Source organism: Komagataeibacter saccharivorans (genome assembly GCF_004348195.1).
Taxonomy (GTDB): domain Bacteria; phylum Pseudomonadota; class Alphaproteobacteria; order Acetobacterales; family Acetobacteraceae; genus Komagataeibacter; species Komagataeibacter saccharivorans.
Map to the genome: position 1 here is coordinate 220362 of NZ_CP036404.1, position 19831 is coordinate 240192.

A 19831-nucleotide genomic window follows, 5' to 3' on the forward strand; every position below is an offset into this window, starting at 1 on the left:
CTCGTTCGAGGAGCGTGCGTCACCGGATGTATAGGTTATTGTAAGGAAGGGAACTTCTTCCTGAAAAACCGCATCGGGCGCAATAAAAGCCCATATTTTATAGAGGTCTAATGAAACCACAGAAATATGGCGTGATTGGAACAGTACCGTCGAGTCCATAACCTGCTCTTCGGCGGATGGTCCGAAGGCAGGGTGTACCTGATGCCGGAGGACATAACATGCAAAATACAAATAAAACAGAAAATACAGAGCAGGAACATCCGTTCCATTACAGTATGTTTTTCCAGCGGGCGCGATGGCTCCTGCTGGGGGCGGGCATGCTGGCAGCCAGCATGTCGGGCGAGCCGATAGCGGCCGGGGCGCAGACCGTTGGCGTGTCAGGCTATGCCCTGCCCACGATACATACCCAGCAGGCCTATGATCCCTTTGATACATATACGTCCCGCTGGACGCGCGCGGATGCCCGCCAGATCAGGGCGCGATCCAGCCTTACCAATCCCACGGGGGGCAATTCCCTGCCAGCCCGCCTGACCATGCCCGATATTCCCGCCAATTTCCCGCAGACCAATCCCGATGTATGGGTATGGGATACATGGACACTGATTGACGCACAGGCTAATCAGTTCAGTTATAACGGCTGGGAAGTCATCTTCTCACTTACGGCCGATCCCAACGCCGGCTATACTTTTGATGACCGGCATGTCCATGCCAGAATTGGCTTTTTTTACCGGCGGGCGGGTATTCCCGCATCCCGTCGCCCGCGTAACGGGGGCTGGATATATGGCGGGCATCTGTTCCCCGATGGTGCCAGCGCGAAGGTATTCGGATCGACGACCCTTACGCAGAACGCGGAATGGTCGGGGTCTACCCGGCTGGTTAAAGTGGGCGATAACCGGGTAAGCGTGTTCTATACCGCGCTGGGGTTCAACCGTACGGATGCAGGTGCTAATATTGCGCCACCGATTGCGATTATTTCAAAAACAGATGGTCGAATTCATGCGGATCTTACGCATGTATGGTTTACCGGGTTCAACAATCATGAAGGACTGCTGCAGCCTGATGGCGTCTATTACCAGACCGGCCAGCAGAACGAGTTCTATTCCTTCCGCGACCCGTTTACGTTTGAAGACCCGGCCCATCCCGGCTACACCTTCATGGTGTTCGAAGGCAATACGGCGGGTGAGCGCGGGGCTGCGGACTGCACGGCAGCGGATCTGGGTTATCGTTCGGGTGATCCCTATGCGGAAAATCTCAATGATGTTCTCAATTCCGGCGCCACTTACCAGAAAGCCAACATCGGTCTGGCCGTAGCCCTGAACCGATCATTGACCAAATGGCGTTTCCTGCCGCCGATCATTTCGGCAAACTGCGTCAATGACCAGACGGAACGGCCCCAGATCTATATTAAGGACAACAAATATTACCTGTTCACCATAAGCCATCGGACAACATTTGCCGCCGGAATGGATGGTCCCGATGGGGTCTATGGATTTGTGGGGAACGGAATTCGCAGCGATTTCAAGCCTATGAACTGGGGCAGTGGTCTTGTTCTTGGCAATCCGACCGACCTGAACCAGGCGGCAGGTTCCGACTTTGATCCAAATCCCCTGCAGAATCCGCGCGCATTCCAGTCGTATTCGCATTACGTGATGCCCGGCGGACTGGTGGAATCGTTTATCGATACGGTTGAAAACCGTCGCGGTGGTGCGCTGGCGCCAACAGTCCAGATCAATATCAGTGGCCAGAATACGGCAATCAACCTGGGCTATGGACAGAATGGTCTGGGCGGATATGGTGATATTCCTGCAAACAGATATAATATTGATGTCGTGGCTTTCCTGCAGGATCTGACATCGGGCAACGGTTCAACGCCTACCAACCCACTCGTCGCCCTTGCATCGCTGGGGCAGTGATGATCTTCTAAGGGTAACGGATACGGTTCTTGATGAAGAAAAAGGTGATATTGATGACGCTTTTCTGCGCTGCGATGACAGGTTCCGATATGGCAGCGCAGAAGGCCGATGCCACACCCCCTGCGGTACAACCGGGCGAGACATCGCAGTGGCGGCCAATGTTGCATTACGCGCCCCGCCAGTACTGGATGAACGACCCAAATGGCCCCGTTTTCTACAAGGGGGTGTATCACCTTTTCTACCAATATAACCCCATGGCGGCTGAATGGGGGAATATGTCCTGGGGGCATGCCACCAGTACGGACCTGCTGCACTGGCAGGAACACAAGGTCGCCATGATATCCAATGCGGAGCGGGATGTTTTTTCCGGCTCCGTCGTGGTTGACCGGGATAATACGTCCGGACTGGGTACAGTGGAAAACCCGGCCATGGTGGCGCTTTACACCAGCGTGTTCAAGGCGGGGACCGGCCATGAACCCGGTGTGCAGGCGCAGTCACTGGCTTACAGCCGTGACGGCGGCTACACATGGCAGGCATATAAAAAGGACCCGGTCCTGACGCTTGCCCCGGCTTCCAAGAATTTCCGTGATCCTTCGGTAACGTGGTATGCGCCGGGAAAATACTGGGTCATGACAGCCGTCGTAGCGGACGCGCCGGTTATCAAGCTTTACAAATCGGATAACCTGATCGACTGGACCTTCCTCAGTGATTTCGGGCCTGCCGGTTTCGTGCGTCCGGGCATGCTGTGGGAAATGCCGTCCCTGTTTGCGCTGCCACTGGATGGCGATACGGCACGGCAGAAATGGGTCATGATGATTGGCGTGAACCCGTCGAGCATCGCAGGGGGATCGGGGACCGCCTATTTCGTCGGGTCCTTTGACGGGACAACCTTTCAGGCGGAAAACCTGCCACCGGCGGGGTCCGACCCTTCGGCCTATAACTGGGGGGATCATGGCGCGGACCGCTATGCTGTCATGCTGTTTTCAGGCCGCCCGACCGGCGTTCCGCTTACGATTGGCTGGATGAATAACTGGGACTACGCGACAGCGGTTCCAACTGCCCCATGGAAAGGTCAGATGACCCTGCCCATGACGGCCAGCCTCAAAACGGTCAGTGGTCGCCCTCAACTGTGCTTCGCACCGGATGAGCATTACACTGCACTGGTGGCAAAGCATCCTTCGCATTCCTTCAGCGCCCTGAAACTGGACGCGGAACAGCGGGTTCTGCCTGATGCCGCCCGTGGCGATGTGCTGGACATCCAACTGGAAGTTCAGGCAAAAGGTGCCAAAAAGGCCGGGGTCGTGGTGCGTGCTTCGGCGGACGGTACAACGGGCACGCGGATCGTTTATGATTTTGAACACCATACCGTGTCTCTTGACAGGTCAAGATCTGGAAAAACGGATTTCTCTCCCCATTTCAGTCCGGTGCATATCGTTAACATGCCTGCGGATCAGGCCATGTCAGCGCATATCATCGTGGACCGCAGTTCTGTGGAGGTGCTGGCTCTGGACGGATCAGTCGTTATGACGGACCTTATTTTTCCACCGGCTGGCGCGGATCATGTCATTGCATTCGCAGAAGGCGGGGGCGCTGAATTCAAGCAGTTGCGCATCACTCCTCTCAGTGACGGTATAGCGTCGGAATAACCGGGAATATCGTCTCTCTTTCTGTCCATGTTATCCATGGAATGATGATTATGCACCGACCGTTCAACATAAAAGGGAAAGCCGGTGAGCGATAATCTGCCTATCATTGAACAGCGGCGCATCGAAGCGGGCATTCTCAAGCACGTCTATAACACGCTGGTCCAGAGCCATGGGGAAGCCGTCGCCATCGAAACCATCCGTACCGCTGTAGCCCGCTCGGCCATTGAGCAGGGCGAGGCGATGCGTGCGCGGTTCGATCATATGCCCGACCTGCTGGACCTTGCGGAAATCCTGAAGTTCTGGACGGCGGAAGATGCGCTCGAGATCGAGGTTGTGGAGGCATCACCCTCCCGGCTGGATTTCAACGTCAGGCGGTGTCGTTATGCCGAACTCTATCGCGCGATGGGGCTGGGCGCGATTGGCGGCCTGCTGTCGTGCAATCGTGACGGTACGTTCTGTGAGGGATTCAATCCCGATATCGTGTTCGAGCGGGGACAGACCATTATGGAGGGCGCAACCCATTGCGATTTCCACTATACCCTGCCGCAGACTGAGACGGTGGACCCGGCCTGAATGGCCACCCGGCGCAGGGTTCTAATATGGTAGTATAGAAGATGGGAAGGCTTCAGATGGACCGTAGCTGGCCTGTTCCGTAATTTTTCGGGCAGCTTCATAGGCTGCGGACATTCATAACGTTCTGGTTGAGGTATGACCGTTATGATATCGTATCCTTTCGGTTGGGTTCAGTTCAGATGTAAGTCGGATTGGTGAGTGATGGGTGTTCTTGAAAAAATCAGCGGGTATCGCAAGGAACTGACAACCATCCGTCAGGATTTTCATGAACATCCTGAACTCGGCATGGAAGAGTACAGGACATCCGACATCGTTGCCGACCTGCTGGAAAAATGGGGTATCAGCGTTCACCGGGGCATCGGGGGGACAGGGATCGTCGGTGTGTTGAAAAACGGGACGTCCGGTAAGTCCGTGGGCCTGCGCGCGGACATGGATGCCCTGCCGATGGATGAACTGGGCAGCGTTCCCTATAAAAGCCGCAATACCGGGCGCATGCATGCCTGCGGGCATGATGGTCATACCACCATGCTGCTGGGGGCGGCGCGTTATCTGTCGGAAACGCGCCGGTTTGACGGAACGGTCAATTTCATTTTCCAGCCCGCGGAAGAAGGCAGTACTGGCGCGGTCGCCATGATCCGCGACGGACTTTTTGAGGAATTTCCCTGTGACTATATTTTCGGCATGCATAACTGGCCGGGACTTGCCGTAGGCAACTGTGCGATCAACAGCGGGCCGGTCATGGCGGGCGGTGGATTTTTCGAGATTACCGTAAAAGGTGTGGGGTCCCATGCGGCCCGGCCAGATCGCTCCATCGATCCGATGCTGACAGCCTGCCATATCGTTACGGCGCTACAATCCGTTGTTTCGCGCAATATCCCCACGGGAAAGGAAGCCGTGGTCAGCGTAACCAGAATTGAAGGTGGCCATGCCTATAACATCATACCGGAAGCCGTGACCATCGCCGGTACGTTCCGTTGCCTTGATACCGCCGTGCTGCATGAAATGCGCGCACGTATGAAAACCATCGTCACAGGTGTTGCTGCCGCTTTCGGCGCTACGGCGGAAATCCGGTATCCCGTCGAATTCCTGCCGACCGTGAATAACCCGACCTGCGCGGACATGATGGCGAATGCGGCGGCTGACATATGTGGCGATGGCCATGTCGACCGGCATATGAAACCGGTCATGGCATCGGAAGATTTCAGCTACATGCTGGATCGGGTGCCGGGGGCCTATATGTGTCTGGGTAACGGCAATTCGGAAATGCTTCATCACCCGGAGTACAATTTTAATGATGAGGCGTTGGTATATGGGGCATCCATTCTGGCAAAGGTCAGTGAGGATGCGTTGTCGGTATAATTTGATAAGAGTATTAATAGGTATAAATATTCATAATACAATGCAATTAATTTATAAATAATAATAAATTATTGAGTTGTATGAAATATATATCGTGTGTGGAAATAATACATCCACATTAAGCGATGGTATGCTTCAAGCATTTATTTTTCACAATAAGTCATTGATGAGCGTTCACCATTGAATGGGTATCTGTTGATGCGATTTCTGCACAGGGAATGACCATGCAGGCGTCTTTCGTTCATAGGGTGTCCACGATCCAGTGGACGTTGAACGTTGTGTTGGCAAGAAATGCCCTGTATCCGACTGTTCAGAAAAAGAAACAAACTCGATCGGATCGTAATACTGACCGGGGATGAGCGTGAGATGGCGCTGACCCCGGTTGACCACTCATGCTCCCCTGCGTTCTCTGTCTCTGTGATTTGCCAGAATGGCTCTCAGGGCGTGAAATCAATACAGCATGGGGCAGGAAAAAGGGACGGGAGGCAGGAAGCCGCCTGCCATTTTATGCAGAGGGCCGTACTCCCTCCTGAATAAAGGGAGAAAATACGCTCGCTCCCTCGTGGCCGGAATCCCTTCTGTATGAATTCATGGATGTCCTGCTCAAGACCTGTGTCGGTCTCGCCCATCCCGGAGGTTTCCATCCCGGACTGTCTCACTATTGCGACAGTTTGGGTATCCTTAAACAAACCTGTGTGAATACGCATGACTCTGCCATGGCGTTTTTCTGTTCATTCATGCTGAACAGATGCCATGGCCGCCAGAAGCAGATGCGCTGCGCGGTTATGAAAAATTATAGAAAGAAACGCAGCATGCGGGAAAATAATAAGAGGTTATTGTCCATCATAACCCTGATCTTGCTCGCCCTGATGGGCCTGTTCCTGTTTCTTGGTGGCGCCTGGCTGCTCTTTCTGGGTGGCTCCTGGTTTTATGTTCTTGCAGGCGGCGTCATGCTCGGCGCTGCATTCATCAGTTTGCGCAAGCCTGCGCTGGCTACCGGCCTTTATGCCGCGCTGTTGCTGGTCGCAACCGTATGGGCCCTGTTTGAAGTGGGCTTCCATATATGGGGGCTGGAAGTCCGGCTGTTTACGCTGATGGGCGTTGGCCTGTGGCTGCTGCTGCCTGCCGTATGGCGGAGTACTGATGACTGGTTTGACGACAAGCGCCCCATTCTCGCAGCCCTTGCCATTTCCTGTGTCGCACTGGTTATCAGCGGCTTCATCCCATATTCCATAAACGGTACCGTTCCTGCCGACCGGATGGCGGCACAGGGGCAGCCTGATACGGCAGGTACGGGAATACCGGATGGTGACTGGACCGCCTATGGCCGCACGGTCGGTGGTGATCGCTATTCCCCCCTTGCGCAGATTACACCCGCCAATATCGGCAAACTCCGGCGCGCATGGCTGACGCGTACGGGGGATGTGCGGCAGGGCGGCGAAGGAACGGCCGCCGGCCCCGATCAGGGGCATGAGTTCAATCTGGAGGTTACGCCCATCAAGGTTGGCGATACGCTTTATATGTGCACGCCCCATAGCTGGGTCGTGGCGATGGATGCGGCGACTGGCAAGATCAAATGGAAATTCGACCCACATCCCGATGCGGCGGATCTGGCGAAGAATGTCTATGTCGCCTGCCGTGGCGTATCCTATTATCGCATTCCTGATGAAATACAGACTTCCTGCCGCACCCGTATCTATTCCCCGGTGGCGGATGTCCGTATTGTCGCGCTGGATGCCCAGACCGGCAGGCCATGCGATGATTTCGGGGATCACGGATTCATCTCCCTGCGCGAATATCTCGGCCATGTTCCCCATGGTTTCCATTTTGTGACATCACCGCCACTGGTTGCCAAAAACCGGCTGATTACCGGGGGCTGGATATTCGATAACCAGGCCAATTTCGAACCGTCCGGCGCGGTACGCGGGTTTGACGCCACTACGGGTGAAATCGCATGGGCATGGGATGCCGGTCACCAGCCCGAGACATGGAAACCCGGCCCCAATGATGAACTGACGCGCGATACGCCCAATGCGTGGGGCGTCTATACAGCCGACCCTGATCTTGGGCTGGTCTATATTCCCACCGGCAATGCGCCGCCGGATAACTGGGGCGGCACGCGGCGACCGTTTGACGATGCCACGTCATCTGCCACGATTGCCCTTGATATCGTCACGGGGGAACGGCGGTGGACATACCAGACCGTGCATCATGACCTGTGGGATATGGATATCCCCTCCGGCCCGTCAATGGTTGACCTGCCGGGGCCTGACGGCACGGTCATTCCCGCACTGGTACAAAGCACGAAGCGTGGTGAATTCTTCGTCCTTGACCGCCGGACGGGCGAAACCGTGCCCGGCTATCCTGTAGAGGAACGCCGTGTGCCGACAGCGGGGGCCGCGCCGGATGATCACGTCTCCCCCACGCAGCCTTTCCCTGTCGCCATGCCCACCCTTACACCGCCCGACCTGAACGAACGGGATATGTGGGGGGCAACGCTGCTGGATCAGATGATCTGTCGCATCCAGTACCGCCAGTCCGCCTATGAGGGCCAGTTCACGCCCCCGCATGTGGGCCAGACGACCATCGTTTATCCCGCCTTCTACGGCATAGTGGACTGGCAGGGCATTACAATTGATCCTCAGCGCAAGATCATGCTGGCCAATGCCAGCTATCTGCCATTCCGTATTCGGCTTGAGCGACGGCAGAAGCTGGAGGAACCCGGCACCCTGCCGAAATGGAACGGGCAGGGGGAAGAACCGGCGGCCAAGGGCGATGCCCTGTCGGTCTCGCCTGATTACGGCACGCCCTATGTTGCCTTTACCGATGCCTGGCTCAACCCGCTTCAGATCCCCTGCAAGGGACCGATCTGGGGCACGCTTACTGCGATTGACCTGATAACGCACCGGATTGTCTGGCAGCATCCCGTCGGCACCACGCGCGATACGGGACCGTTCAGAACCCATAACAACCTGCCATTGCCAACTGGCATGTACAATATCGGCGGCAATATCGTAACAAAGGGCGGCGTCGTGTTCATGGCTGCGACGGCGGATGATTATCTGCGCGCCTTTGATCTGGCAACTGGCAAGGTCCTGTGGCGTGACCGGCTGCCCGCAGGTGGGCAGGCCACGCCGATGACTTACGAAATCGGCGGCAGGCAGTATGTCCTGATCGCCGCAGGCGGCCATGGCGGACTGGATACCAGAAGTGGCGACTACATAATCGCCTATACGCTTGATGGCACCCAGAACGGCGGCACGGCGCAATAAGAACAATAAACCGGAGGTATCCGGCTTCGGCTGGATACCCCCGCCTTTTCATGGAAGTATCCCATGCGTCTGTCAAAACGGTCGGTATGGCTTTGCGCCATGCCCTGTCTTACCCTTGCGTTGGTCATTACCTGCGGCACGATGGGGGCACGTGCCGCGGATATTACGCTGGGTATCATCGGTCCCCACGAATACGATCTGCCCGTCGATTTCAAACCCTTCAACGTGCTGGTGCAGTATGGTGATGGCAATGCGGCGGGAAATACCTACAACAGCCTTGGCCAGCGCAATCCCGGTGGGGGCAGCCATACATGGTCGGGGCTGACAAAATATGTGCATTTCCGCAGTTTTGACGCCATTCCGCATGTGGGATTTGCCTTCGAACTGATCCAGTCCGAAAGTTATACGCTGGCAAATGGTACGGATTTTGGTGGTCTAGGTCCGACGATCGTGGGGCCAGCCGCGTGGTTCAAACCCAACCGGCACAGTACCTTCGGTTTCCAGACCTTCATGCAGACTCCGCTGGGCACGCGTACGGCGACATCGACCAACTACTGGTCCAATATATCAAGCTTCATTTTTGATTATGAATGGAAGCATTTCAGCTTTGATGGCGATGCCGGAACGGTGGTCGGCTCTACCCTGCATGTAAAGGGGGCACACAGCTATTCTCCCGGCGTGGTATTTTACAGCAACCTGCGTTTTAGCTGGAAGGCCACCCGGCTGATTGAACCCTTTTTTGCGCTGGACTGGCAGAATGTAAAAGGCACGTATGACCGGACGGCATCCCGATATCTGGATGATTCAAGCAGCCGGGAAATAGCCCTTGGTCTGGGTATGATGTTCAATATTTCACAGCATCTGTCGTTTACGACCCGCTACACGCATTCCGTTGACGGGCGCAACATACCTGAAAGCAACGCCTATTACGTGAAATTTGTCTATCTGTGGTGACAGGGATCAAGGCAGTGAGGGGCATTGGCGGGAAGGGGCAGCAGACCCTGTCTGTAGAACATATTATGGGGCAGGTGGCCTGACAGCTAAAAAACACTCCGGGCGTATCCCCCGCAGGGAAAACGGGCCGCCCTATATTGTCATCTGCCCCGGCAGCTTCCCTCCGGGCTATCGGGAGATGATGCCGGGTATGGCCTGCGGTTGATCCCCGCGGTTCTTTATGGACTGTTATGCTGCATTCATAAGGGCCAGCCCTTCGGCGACCGATACAAATTCGCCGCCCATATCGACCCGTTCCCGGCCAAAACGCCGGATGAACAGGTCGCGTACGGCAGGCACGAAAGACGTGCCACCCGTCAGGAACACGCGATCAATAGCCGTGGCGGGCAGGCTGGCGCGCTCCAGCGCGGTTTCGACCGCATTGTCAAAACGGATCAGGTCGGGCGCGATCCAGCTTTCAAATTCGGCGCGGGTGATGTCTCGGCTGATATGGATATCGCGGTGGTCATATGTCAACGTGGTGCGGTCAGCCATGGACAGTTCCCGTTTCGCCGCCCCTACGGCGCGGTACAGCGCCTGTCCCTGCTGGTCTTCGATCAGGTTCATCAGGGCATGCAGCTTTTCAGGTTCTGCGGCAGTTCGGGCGACATCGGCAATGTTGCGCAGGGTCTGGGGGGTGCGCATCAGTGCAAGCCGGTGCCAGTGCCCGAGGCTTGCATACCATTCCGCCGGAACAGGCAGGGGCTGTCCGCCCATAACGCGATATGTGGTTGACCGGCCCAGTTCGGGTGCGATCACCCGGTCTATGATGCGATAGTCAAACTGGTCGCCCGCAATGCCTACGCCAGCATAGCCCAATGGTATGGCGCGGTGGGGGGCATCGGGGTCAAAGCGCAGGATGGAAAAATCGCTGGTGCCGCCGCCAAAATCCGCCACCAGAACCGTTGCGGGTTCTGTCAGCCTCTGGGCAAAGCGCCACCCGGCGGCTTCGGGTTCCAGTGCGATATTGACATGCTGGAAACCCGCAGCACGGAAACTGTCGCGCAGGCGCTGTTCGCCAAAATCATTATCCGCTATTTCCCCGGCGAACTGCACGGGGCGTCCCACCGTTGCGGTAACGTGGGCCGGATCAACCTGTATCGTGCGCATGAGACAGGTCAGGAAGCGGGCAATCATCATCTCCAGCGTCATGATCCGGCCAAGCAGGCGTGTCTGACGGAATGAAGCCTGCGCCAGATAGGATTTCATGGACATGATAAGTCGGCTTTCCGCCGGATCTTCCAGATAGGCGTCAATAGCCGCCGGACCGATCGCTTCGTGCAGGGCTGGCTGGCCGGGCCGCGCTTCCTCCTGCCACAGGCACAACAGGGTGCGGCAGGTTTCATCGGGCGGATGGTGGGGGAAGGTGAAGCGCGTGGGCTGCGGTTGCCCGTCGGCGTCAAGCAGGACAACAACCGTGTTGGTCGTGCCAAAATCTATGCCAAGCCGCACGTTTCGGGAAGATGTTATGGAAGACATGGCGCCTGAATAAGCATCCCTCCGGCATGTGTCCATCCATCGGCGGAAAAAATTGCATGTTCCGTCATAACATCATGATACTATGATATTTTAATGTCCTGTCCTATCGACGGCGCGGAGCAAATATCCTCCGTTACCCCATGAACGGCTACGGTCTGTCCCTGCGCAGTCCCGCAACACAGACGGCAACGATCACCCCGGCAACCGGAAATGTCATGCACCACTCCACCATTCCGATGATGGTGCCGTCCCGCAAGGTGATCACCAGCGCCATGAGGGACGTAATCAGGCGGACTGCCCACATGCCAGTCCGATATGGCGCAGAGGAAAGGGGTAACCCGTAACGCACCGGTTGCAGGCCCGCATGACAGGACAGGCACACAACCCACAATAGCAGGGATGCAAGAATGGTCATGCGGTGCGCGCCTGTAAACAGCGGGCCGCATGAAGGGCGACAAGCCCGGCCACCAGCCCCATGCCATCCACTCCCATATGGATGGCTGCGTCACGTATCAGAGCCTGCGGTGCGCTGACCATATCCAGTAGCGGCAATCCACATCCCATGATTGCCGCGGCAGCAAGTTGTTCCTGCCAGCCGGACAGGGGGCTGCCGAAAAAAGAGCGGGACAGCGCATGCAATGCGCCCAGCCCCCCGACGGCAAAGAATATGTCAATTTCCATCCCGTCCCGATCGGGCAGCGTGGAGGGCAGCAGCCGATTGCTCCATAAAAAGGCCAATATGGCCGTCAGCAGGCTGGTCATGCTGGCTACTGTCAGTCCTTCCGCCACGCGGAAGATGGCCAGATGGCCGGATTTGCGCCGCCGCTTCATAAAAAACAGCACCAGTCCGCTTGCGATGACAGCGGTGCCGAACAGGCCGGAGATAAAATAAAGCCATCGCAAGCCGGGGCCTGCAAAACGTGCATAATGCAATCCGTGCATCAGCTGCATGGTCGTGGCGATCTGACCCGTATTGAGCGTAACCCCAAGCAGATGCCCATCAGGCAGGCTGAAATCCACATGGTCGCGGGTCAGGTAGGGAGCGGCGGCATCACTGGCAAAAATGCTCATCCGGTCAGGTCCGAACAGGATGAAACCATACGGCCGCCCCCCAAGTTCCTGCTGCGCGATGGACAGAAGGGGGGATAGGGGCGGCACAGCTTGCAGGGGCGGCTTAGGTAGAGCGGACGGAGAAGATATCCTCCCTTTTTTCGTCCCATGCAGCAGGCTATGGGCGGGCATGATTGTATCGGCATGAACAAGGATGCCGGTGTAGGCAATCATGACCATGAAGGGCAGGGCCAGTACGCCCGCCAGAAGATGAACGTCCAGCCACGACCGGATGCGTGATGTGGACAGGCGCAGCAGGACCACATCAGGCACCAGTGCGTGCAGGTGGATGACGATGCCCGCCCCTACCACGACCAGCAGGCCCATCGCCAGCATATTGACCACACGGATGCCTGTCTCGTGCCCCCCGCGCAACGTATAATGGAAGTTATAGAAGAACTTCCCGCCCGCTGTCCTTCGCGTCGGAATCACCACGCCGGTAGCGGGGTCGAGAACGTCTCCCACGAATTCATGACCGTTGTAATGGAGGACTTCCAGCACGGGAGACCGGGCGGAGGGCAGGACAAGAAAGGCGGCAATACCCCGTGCCTGCTGGAGGCGTAATAGGGTCGTAGCATCCGACAGGGCCATATCGGTGGGATGAGTGGAAAAATGCCCTTCGGTTTCAGGCTGCATCCACCGGGTGATTTCAGTATCGAAAACCGCCAGTGTGCCGGTTGCAAAAACGCATAGCAGGCACAGTCCCGATACCAGACCGACCCAACCATGCAGCCAGCCCATCCGTGTCCGCAGGGTTTCGCGCATCAGGATACGACAAGACGGGAAAGGGCGGCAACGCCACCTGCCGTAATCACCACCATTGCACCCCGATAGCGGGTGTATAGCCCAAACCATGTCAGGATCAGGACCGGCAGGCATGCAAGGGCGATCATGTGACCTGCCGCCGCAGCATCGGTCGGGGTGGGGCGTGCCCGCTGGACAAGATCCATCAGCAGCATATGGGCGACCAGATATGAAAAAAGACAGCCCCCAGCCGCATTGACAAGCCTGTTGAGCATAAGCCGGGATTTCGGGGAGACCGTAACGCGGGACATGGAACTCTTCTGTTACCAAACGACATATTAATGCGAATTATTCGCATGTCATATCTATGCCACAAAGCGACGAGGTTTGCGAAGGGTGTCATTTTGGGGGGCGGGCTTCATCGCGTGAGATAGAAGATGAAGGCGTATGCTATGTGAGTGGTAGCCCTGAACATATGAGAGCCGTTGCTGTCATGGAGCCGGCCGCCTTCTGTTCGTCAGATAGGGCAGGGGAAGTCCTCTTTTTAGTGGGGGAGGCTGGTGCCCGGTGAACTTTCAGAAGCATCGTATCAATCATCAGGCGCTTCAAATGACCGGTCCGTTCAGTCAGGGCAGCGAAACATGTTACTCGCAGGCCAATCCTCGACCCGCGCCTTGATATATCTTTTGCTGTTACGGAATGTATATTTTTTACACATAGGGAAGCCCTAGGATAAATCCGAAATTTGGATTAACTGTATCGTCATGTGCTAGAAAAAGCTGCCGCAGGATAGAAAAATCTAAGAGAGTCATATGAATGTTGCAAACCGAGATATGAAAATACAGTAAAGATTGTATTAGGGATTTAAAGATGATATCAAAAAAAACTCGGATGATGCTATATTTATTATTATCTGCGGTAGCGTCCTGTGTATGCTTCATATTTGGTCAGCATCTTTATATTGATTCTGATGAGGCTAATTATGCACTCGCTGTGCAGGACATGGCGCGAGGGAACTTTTTTTTAAAAAATTGGGTATTCTCTCCCGATAATTTTTGGACAATTGATGTCGCGGGCATGTATGCCCTCAGCAGTATATTCGGTAACAAACCGTTTATACCGCACCTTATGGCGGCCCTGTGGTGGGGAGGTATAACTTTTCTTAGTTTAATATTATGCAATATATCGAAAAAAGATTACTCATGGCAGAGATGTCTGCCCGTTATATTATTTCTGGCGTTAATGCCGCTTTATGATCATGGTCCCGAAAGTTTCATCTCTTACATACCTTATCATGTAGGTACCGTTTTTTTTGGCCTATGTATTTTTGTATCCATACAGTCAGTGATTAGTGGAAAAAATGTTCCATTTGCATTGATGATGATATTTTTATTCACAACGTTAATATCAACATCAGACTTCTTTGGTGTTGTTGTCGCCATTGTCCCGGCAATCATGGCGTTAATTATGAATGCCAGGTCATATGAAGAAAAAAGTTTTGTTCCAAAAATATCAGCATCAATTATATGTGGACTTGTTGCGTCAAAAATAATTCATATCATAATTGTTAAAAATGGCGGATTTTATTCCCGCGAAATCCATGCGCGCTTTCTGCCATTTGATGAATTGCCCCAACGCGCCATTTACACCATACAGTCTGTTCTGGATTTTTTTGGTGTCGATTTCCTGGGGAAACGGGTTGGGAATTCCTTGATCTGTATGCTTCGTGCGATACCCTTCGTAGGAATGGTTTGCGGAATTTTCCTATTATCGAAAAGGTTCACCATAAAAGAAATTAATAATTACGATTATTTATCTCGAGTATTCATTTTTGGTTTTTGTATAGATTTTTCTGCTGCGTTCTTTTCTGATTTCTATCTGACGAAGGAAGATATAATAAGATACTTTCTTCCATCTTTCATATATTTTGTATTGTTCTTTTCACGTAATTTTTCCATAAAACCAATAGCGTTTTATGTTCCCATATTTGTAACTGTTATAATCTATCCTTTTTCGTACTATAACCTGTCAGATCATAAATCTGATCCTTTCCATATCGACCATCAGATTAATACAAAGTACATTATTCAGGCTTTGAATGAAAATAATGTACACCATGGATATGCCGGTTATTGGGAAGGTTCTCTGGTGACATATGAGAGTGGGGAAAAAGTTATCTCCCGGGCGATATATGATGAACATGATCCTGACCACCAGAAAGCATGCAATCTATATCCGCATCAATGGTTATCTAGGCTGGACTGGTACGCCAGAGACAATGTGGAGCAGGAAAAATATTTGTTTTTCATAACGCATGACTTTGTTTCAAAGAATAATGATGGCCTGCTCCGGCGCGATGTTTTCAATACATTTGGAAATCCGGTAAAATCCATACATATCGGTGAAAACACTAATATCGACATATATGAAAAACGGACAGTCGAGACATGCCCTAACCTGTTTATCACCTACCTGTTCGATAAGGATGCTCCCCCACAGGCAATCAGTAAGCGGTAATCTGGAACATCATGAATGCCCACCATTCATTTCCAGCGTCATTCAGGGTGCGAACAGAAACCATCGCGGGCTGGACCGGGGCTTGATCCAACCTGCTGCGACCGTAATAGGGTGATGACAGGCATAAGTAAGGATTGTCCATATCGCGGTATGACAGCATATCATTCCTTAATGTGCTCCCCGTTTTTAATGAGACATGGGCACGATAGGCTCATTAGGATGGGCGGGAGGAGCCCGGTGTTTTTCGCGTTTCAGGCTCCAGATATGCCTCAAAACGCATATGGGCGTATTCCTGATCGCATGTCGTCGTAGGGGGCATCGGAAAGGTTGCTGAGCATGATGGCAGTCAAGAGCAGGTCATCCGCCTGTCTGCGGGCGAAAGAAAAACCGGAAGTTTCCCTTGTCCGCGCGGGATTACGCAGACCCTGCTCCATAGTCGTCGCAAGGAGGGCTGCTTCGCGCCTTCGTTCTATTCTCGTGATGCCGGGATATTGCTGAATATTGTGCGTGGGAGATTTTCCATGGCAATATCTTGCCCATAGGGATGCACTGCCGTAATCAGAAGGCTCCACTCCGCCTATGGTTTCGTTCGTGGAAGTGCTGATCTCGCCTGTAGATATGCAGGTTGATTTCCGGGGGCTGGCGACTTCAATGGCGCACGGGACAGAATGCAGGTATATGCGCACCATGTCAGGAGATCAGCATTACACGCCCTGTAACATCAACTGATGTCGCAAGACAGGCCGGTGTGTCGCAATCAGCCGTGTCGCGCGCCTTTTCGCCGGGGGCGAGCATTGCACCCGCAACGAGGCGCAAGGTTCTGGAGGCTGCGGCGGCGCTGAACTACCGGCCCAACCGTATCCCCGCCATCATGCTGTCGGGGCGTTCGCGCATGGTGGGCGTTGTGGTTGGGGGGCTGTCCAATCCATTCTACGCATCCGCTCTGGAGCGTCTGGCCATATCGTTGCGTGCCGAAGGGTTGCAGATCCTGCTGGTGCATGTGGATGATGCACTGACACTGGATAGTGCGCTGGATCACCTGCTGAGCTATCGCGTCGATGCAGTCGTTACAGCCTTGGCCGTAGGCACGCGCAGTGCAGCGCGCGCGCTGTCGGATATGAAAATTCCCGTAATCTGCTTCAATTCCCGCCTGACCGGACCATGGATATCGACCGTCGTGTCCAACAACCGCGCAGCGGGGAATATGGCCGCGCGTGTGCTGCTGGAATGCGGCGTGAAACGTCCGGCCTGGCTGGCCGGTCCCGTGCGTAACACAGCATCGCGTGCGCGCGGACAGGGATTTATCGAGGGGTTACGGACGGATTCCAGCGTATCGGGCGATCTGATCGAACTGCACGGGGATGACAGCTACGAAAGTGGCTACGACGCGATCTGCAAAATGCTTGCGGGTGGTGCGCGGCCGGATGGCCTGTTCAGCAGCAATGATCTCATGGCCTGTGGGGCAATGGACGCGCTGCGGCAACGTGGTGGCCTGCGTTGCCCGGAAGATGTCGTCATGATGGGATATGACAATATTCCCCAGGCTGGCTGGTACGCCTACGATCTGACAAGTTTTGATCAGCAGGCGGAAAGGCTGGTTGCCGTGGCGACGGAACTGCTTGAAACCGCGCTGCAACCCGAAAGCGGGCCGGTATCACGTACCTGCGTGATCGAGGCAAAGCTGGTCGTCCGACGCAGCACCACGCCCCAGTTCATTTAAACGTTACCGATTTTGCGATTGTTTGGCGGCGGCATACCTGTGCATAGCTATGCAATACCTATGCAGCCGCCTGACATTGGGGAGTGAGATTATGGCAGACAGGAATTTCCGCAGCATTCTTACCGGCTCGTTCTCGACGCCCTGCGGTGACAATCCAACGGTGGCAATGATCGAGGCCGCATACCGGCATGCCGGTATCGACGCCCGCTACATCAACTGCGACGTGAAGGCCGAAAACCTGGCCGCCGCCGTGGCGGGGGCAGTGGCGATGGAATGGGTCGGTTTCAACTGTTCCCTGCCGCACAAGGTGGCGGTGATCGAGCATCTGGATGAACTGGCGCAATCCGCGCGCATCATTGGCGCAGTGAACTGTGTCTCCATCCGCGATGGTCGGCTGATCGGCAACAATACTGATGGCAAGGGTTTCCTTGCCTCGCTGCAAAGCGTGACGGACCCGGCGGGAAAGCGCGTGCTTGTGCTGGGGGCAGGCGGGGCCGCACGTGCCATCGCAGTCGAACTGGGGCTGGCCGGGGCAAAGCATCTGACCGTGACGAACCGTGATCCTGACAAGGCACGGACGATCGCAGCCCTTGTCGCTGACAACACGCCGTGCGGGGCGGAGGTCATGGCATGGGATGGAGAAATCTCAGTGCCCGAGGGCACCGATATTGTCATCAATGCAACATCAATCGGTCTGGGCGATGCACAGGCCCTGCCGCCGATCGGGCTGGAAACGCTGCGGCGCGGCATGGTCGTGGCGGATGTCATTCCCAATCCACCCATGACACACCTGCTGCGCAAGGCGCGCGCACAGGGCTGTACGGTGCTGGACGGGCTGGGAATGCTTGTCAATCAGGGTGTCATCGGGGTGGAGCTATGGCTGGGGCGCAAGCTGGATTCCGGCGTGATGCAGCGCACCTTGCAGGAAATATTCGGCGTATCGGACTGAAAGGGAAGCGTCACCTGACCACGGGGGCAGAACCGGGGCGAAAAGAAAGGAAAGGCCGCATGACAACCGTTTCCAGCGCCAGCACTGAACATCCGTCGCCCCGGCACAGGCTGCGCCAGCGCGCGCTTGATGTCCTGCCGCACTTCGCCCATCTGGGCGACAGCAGGCCGCAGGCCCGGCGTTATGTCGGCATTGCCGCCGCCGTGGCGGCAGTGGGTGGCCTGCTGTTCGGCTATGATACGGGCATCATCGCATCGGCGCTGATTTACGTCAGCCAGAGCTTTTCGCTTTCCACCGCCGGGCAGGAATGGGTTGCGGCGGCCCTTAATCTGGGGGCGGTTGTCGGTGCGGTGCTCAGCGGCCCGGTTTCAGATCGCTATGGCCGTCGCCCGGGAATCATGCTGGCTTCGGCGGTGTTCATCCTTGCCTCCTTCGGGTGTGGTCTGGCGCCGGATACGACGATCCTCATCATCGCGCGGCTGTTCCTTGGCGTGGCGATAGGGGCCACCACGCAGATCGTGCCGGTCTATGTTGCCGAACTGGCCCCGGCGGAACGACGTGGCGGTCTTGTATCCCTGTTCCAGATGGTGTTTTCGCTCGGCCTGTTACTGGCCTTTTTCGTGGGTTACGAAATGGCGGGGCCACCCGACTGCTGGCGGCCCATGTTCATGCTGGGGGCGGTGCCCGCGATATTGCTGGCGCTGGGCATGCTGTTTCTGCCGGAAAGTCCGCGCTGGCTGCTGCATCATGAACAGGAACGGCGCGCTATTGCGATTTTATACCGTCTGCGCGGGCATCATGATCCCGTCCGGATGGAACTGGACGCCGTCCTGTCCATTGACGAGGACGGGCGTGATGAGGACGCAGGCTGGGGCGCGTTGCGACAGGCATGGCTACGGCCCGCACTGATCGCCGCATTGGGTATTGCGGCACTTTCCCAGCTTTCGGGACCGAATGTGATTGTCTACTACGCGCCAATCATCCTGTCACAGACGGGGCTGGGTCATTCCACGGCGCTGCTGACATCGGTTCTGGTGGGTGTGACGTCCACTATCACAACAGGCATGGGCATTGCGCTGATCGACCGTGTGGGACGCCGCCGGATGCTCCTGCTGATGCTGCCGTTTGCAGCCCTTTCCCTGTTCGTGCTGGGGGCGGTCTTTCTCAGTCCGGCACCTATTGCGGGCATGCGCATGGTGATGATGGTTGCGTCGCTGCTGGGCTATATTTTCTTCAATTTCGGGTCGTTATCAGTGGCGGTGTGGCTGATTGCGGCGGAGGTGTTTCCCCTGCATGTCCGCAGCAAGGCCATGGGGCTGGCCAGCGCCACCGTCTGGCTTTCTGACACCCTTGTCTCTCTCGTCACGCTGTCGCTGGTCAATGGGCTGGGTACGACTGGCACGTTCTGGCTGTTTGGCCTTATCAACGTCATCTCGTTCGTTTTTGTCTGGGCTTTCGTGCCCGAAACGGCGGGAACGACGCTGGAAGGTATCGAGAAGCGGTTGCGGTCGGGAACCTTTCTCGCACGCGACTGACGGGGAGCAGGGAAACGGATG

14 protein-coding genes are annotated in these 19831 nt (G+C 55.6%); 10 read left to right on the plus strand and 4 right to left on the minus strand.

Annotated elements, in window-relative coordinates; genetic code table 11:
• Positions 1–218 precede the first annotated feature (218 nt).
• The 6 genes from KSAC_RS00930 (at position 219) to KSAC_RS00955 (ending at position 9717) form a co-directional block, all read left to right on the plus strand.
• Positions 219–1913 carry a glycoside hydrolase family 68 protein gene (locus tag KSAC_RS00930; protein ID WP_132303641.1) on the plus strand — a complete coding sequence of 565 codons (1695 nt, stop codon included), beginning with the start codon at positions 219–221 and terminating at the stop codon, positions 1911–1913.
• Between the two features lie 89 nt (positions 1914–2002).
• Positions 2003–3559 carry a glycoside hydrolase family 32 protein gene (locus KSAC_RS00935; protein WP_132303643.1) on the plus strand — a complete coding sequence of 519 codons (1557 nt, stop codon included), beginning with the start codon at positions 2003–2005 and terminating at the stop codon, positions 3557–3559.
• An 84-nt stretch (positions 3560–3643) separates the two neighbouring features.
• Positions 3644–4132, plus strand: coding sequence for an L-2-amino-thiazoline-4-carboxylic acid hydrolase (locus KSAC_RS00940; RefSeq protein ID WP_132303645.1), 489 nt, complete (start codon positions 3644–3646; stop codon positions 4130–4132).
• Positions 4133–4333: 201 nt separating this feature from the next.
• Entirely contained in the window at positions 4334–5491 is a 1158-nt protein-coding gene (locus KSAC_RS00945; RefSeq protein WP_132303647.1) for a M20 aminoacylase family protein, read from the plus strand.
• Between the two features lie 812 nt (positions 5492–6303).
• Positions 6304–8763 (plus strand): membrane-bound PQQ-dependent dehydrogenase, glucose/quinate/shikimate family, encoded by a 2460-nt coding sequence (locus KSAC_RS00950; protein WP_132303650.1) that lies wholly within the window; start codon positions 6304–6306, stop codon positions 8761–8763.
• Positions 8764–8862: 99 nt separating this feature from the next.
• Entirely contained in the window at positions 8863–9717 is an 855-nt protein-coding gene (locus KSAC_RS00955) for a transporter (protein ID WP_243705334.1), read from the plus strand.
• A gap of 228 nt (positions 9718–9945) precedes the next feature.
• Here KSAC_RS00955 and KSAC_RS00960 read toward each other — a convergent pair whose 3' ends face one another.
• From KSAC_RS00960 to KSAC_RS00975, 4 genes are all read right to left on the minus strand, one after another.
• Positions 9946–11235 (minus strand): Hsp70 family protein, encoded by a 1290-nt coding sequence (locus KSAC_RS00960; protein ID WP_102324025.1) that lies wholly within the window; start codon positions 11233–11235, stop codon positions 9946–9948.
• Positions 11236–11383: 148 nt separating this feature from the next.
• Positions 11384–11650, minus strand: a complete 267-nt coding sequence (locus KSAC_RS00965; RefSeq protein WP_132303652.1) for a hypothetical protein — start codon at positions 11648–11650, stop codon at positions 11384–11386.
• The gene (locus tag KSAC_RS00970) at positions 11647–13110 is read right to left on the minus strand and encodes a PepSY-associated TM helix domain-containing protein (RefSeq protein ID WP_132303655.1); all 1464 of its coding nucleotides are present in this window, start codon (positions 13108–13110) and stop codon (positions 11647–11649) included. The genes KSAC_RS00965 and KSAC_RS00970 overlap by 4 nt, the downstream gene beginning before the upstream one ends.
• On the minus strand, positions 13110–13400 hold the full coding sequence (locus tag KSAC_RS00975; protein WP_132303658.1) for a hypothetical protein: 291 nt from the start codon (positions 13398–13400) through the stop codon (positions 13110–13112). The genes KSAC_RS00970 and KSAC_RS00975 overlap by 1 nt, the downstream gene beginning before the upstream one ends.
• A 559-nt stretch (positions 13401–13959) precedes the next feature.
• Between KSAC_RS00975 and KSAC_RS00980 the strand changes: the two genes are divergently transcribed.
• From KSAC_RS00980 to KSAC_RS00995, 4 genes are all read left to right on the plus strand, one after another.
• Positions 13960–15606: a hypothetical protein gene (locus KSAC_RS00980; protein ID WP_132303660.1), complete on the plus strand. Its 1647-nt coding sequence runs from the start codon at positions 13960–13962 to the stop codon at positions 15604–15606.
• Between the two features lie 703 nt (positions 15607–16309).
• Positions 16310–17326 (plus strand): LacI family DNA-binding transcriptional regulator, encoded by a 1017-nt coding sequence (locus KSAC_RS00985; RefSeq protein WP_341812861.1) that lies wholly within the window; start codon positions 16310–16312, stop codon positions 17324–17326.
• Positions 17327–17417: 91 nt separating this feature from the next.
• On the plus strand, positions 17418–18275 hold the full coding sequence (gene aroE, locus KSAC_RS00990) for a shikimate dehydrogenase (protein WP_132303662.1): 858 nt from the start codon (positions 17418–17420) through the stop codon (positions 18273–18275).
• Positions 18276–18334: 59 nt separating this feature from the next.
• Positions 18335–19810, plus strand: a complete 1476-nt coding sequence (locus KSAC_RS00995) for a sugar porter family MFS transporter (RefSeq protein WP_132303664.1) — start codon at positions 18335–18337, stop codon at positions 19808–19810.
• The last annotated feature ends 21 nt before the right edge of the window (positions 19811–19831 follow it).

Bases quoted from the DNA above. Each gene is read 5' to 3' on its own strand.
- KSAC_RS00945 (WP_132303647.1), top strand. From the start codon at position 4,334: ATGGGTGTTCTTGAAAAAATCAGCGGGTATCGCAAGGAACTGACAACC.
- KSAC_RS00960 (WP_102324025.1), bottom strand. From the start codon at position 11,235: ATGTCTTCCATAACATCTTCCCGAAACGTGCGGCTTGGCATAGATTTT.
- KSAC_RS00975 (WP_132303658.1), bottom strand. From the start codon at position 13,400: ATGTCCCGCGTTACGGTCTCCCCGAAATCCCGGCTTATGCTCAACAGG.
- KSAC_RS00970 (WP_132303655.1), bottom strand. From the start codon at position 13,110: ATGCGCGAAACCCTGCGGACACGGATGGGCTGGCTGCATGGTTGGGTC.
- KSAC_RS00955 (WP_243705334.1), top strand. From the start codon at position 8,863: ATGCCCTGTCTTACCCTTGCGTTGGTCATTACCTGCGGCACGATGGGG.
- KSAC_RS00950 (WP_132303650.1), top strand. From the start codon at position 6,304: ATGCGGGAAAATAATAAGAGGTTATTGTCCATCATAACCCTGATCTTG.
- aroE (WP_132303662.1), top strand. From the start codon at position 17,418: ATGGCAGACAGGAATTTCCGCAGCATTCTTACCGGCTCGTTCTCGACG.
- KSAC_RS00980 (WP_132303660.1), top strand. From the start codon at position 13,960: ATGATATCAAAAAAAACTCGGATGATGCTATATTTATTATTATCTGCG.
- KSAC_RS00965 (WP_132303652.1), bottom strand. From the start codon at position 11,650: ATGACCATTCTTGCATCCCTGCTATTGTGGGTTGTGTGCCTGTCCTGT.
- KSAC_RS00930 (WP_132303641.1), top strand. From the start codon at position 219: ATGCAAAATACAAATAAAACAGAAAATACAGAGCAGGAACATCCGTTC.
- KSAC_RS00995 (WP_132303664.1), top strand. From the start codon at position 18,335: ATGACAACCGTTTCCAGCGCCAGCACTGAACATCCGTCGCCCCGGCAC.
- KSAC_RS00935 (WP_132303643.1), top strand. From the start codon at position 2,003: ATGGCAGCGCAGAAGGCCGATGCCACACCCCCTGCGGTACAACCGGGC.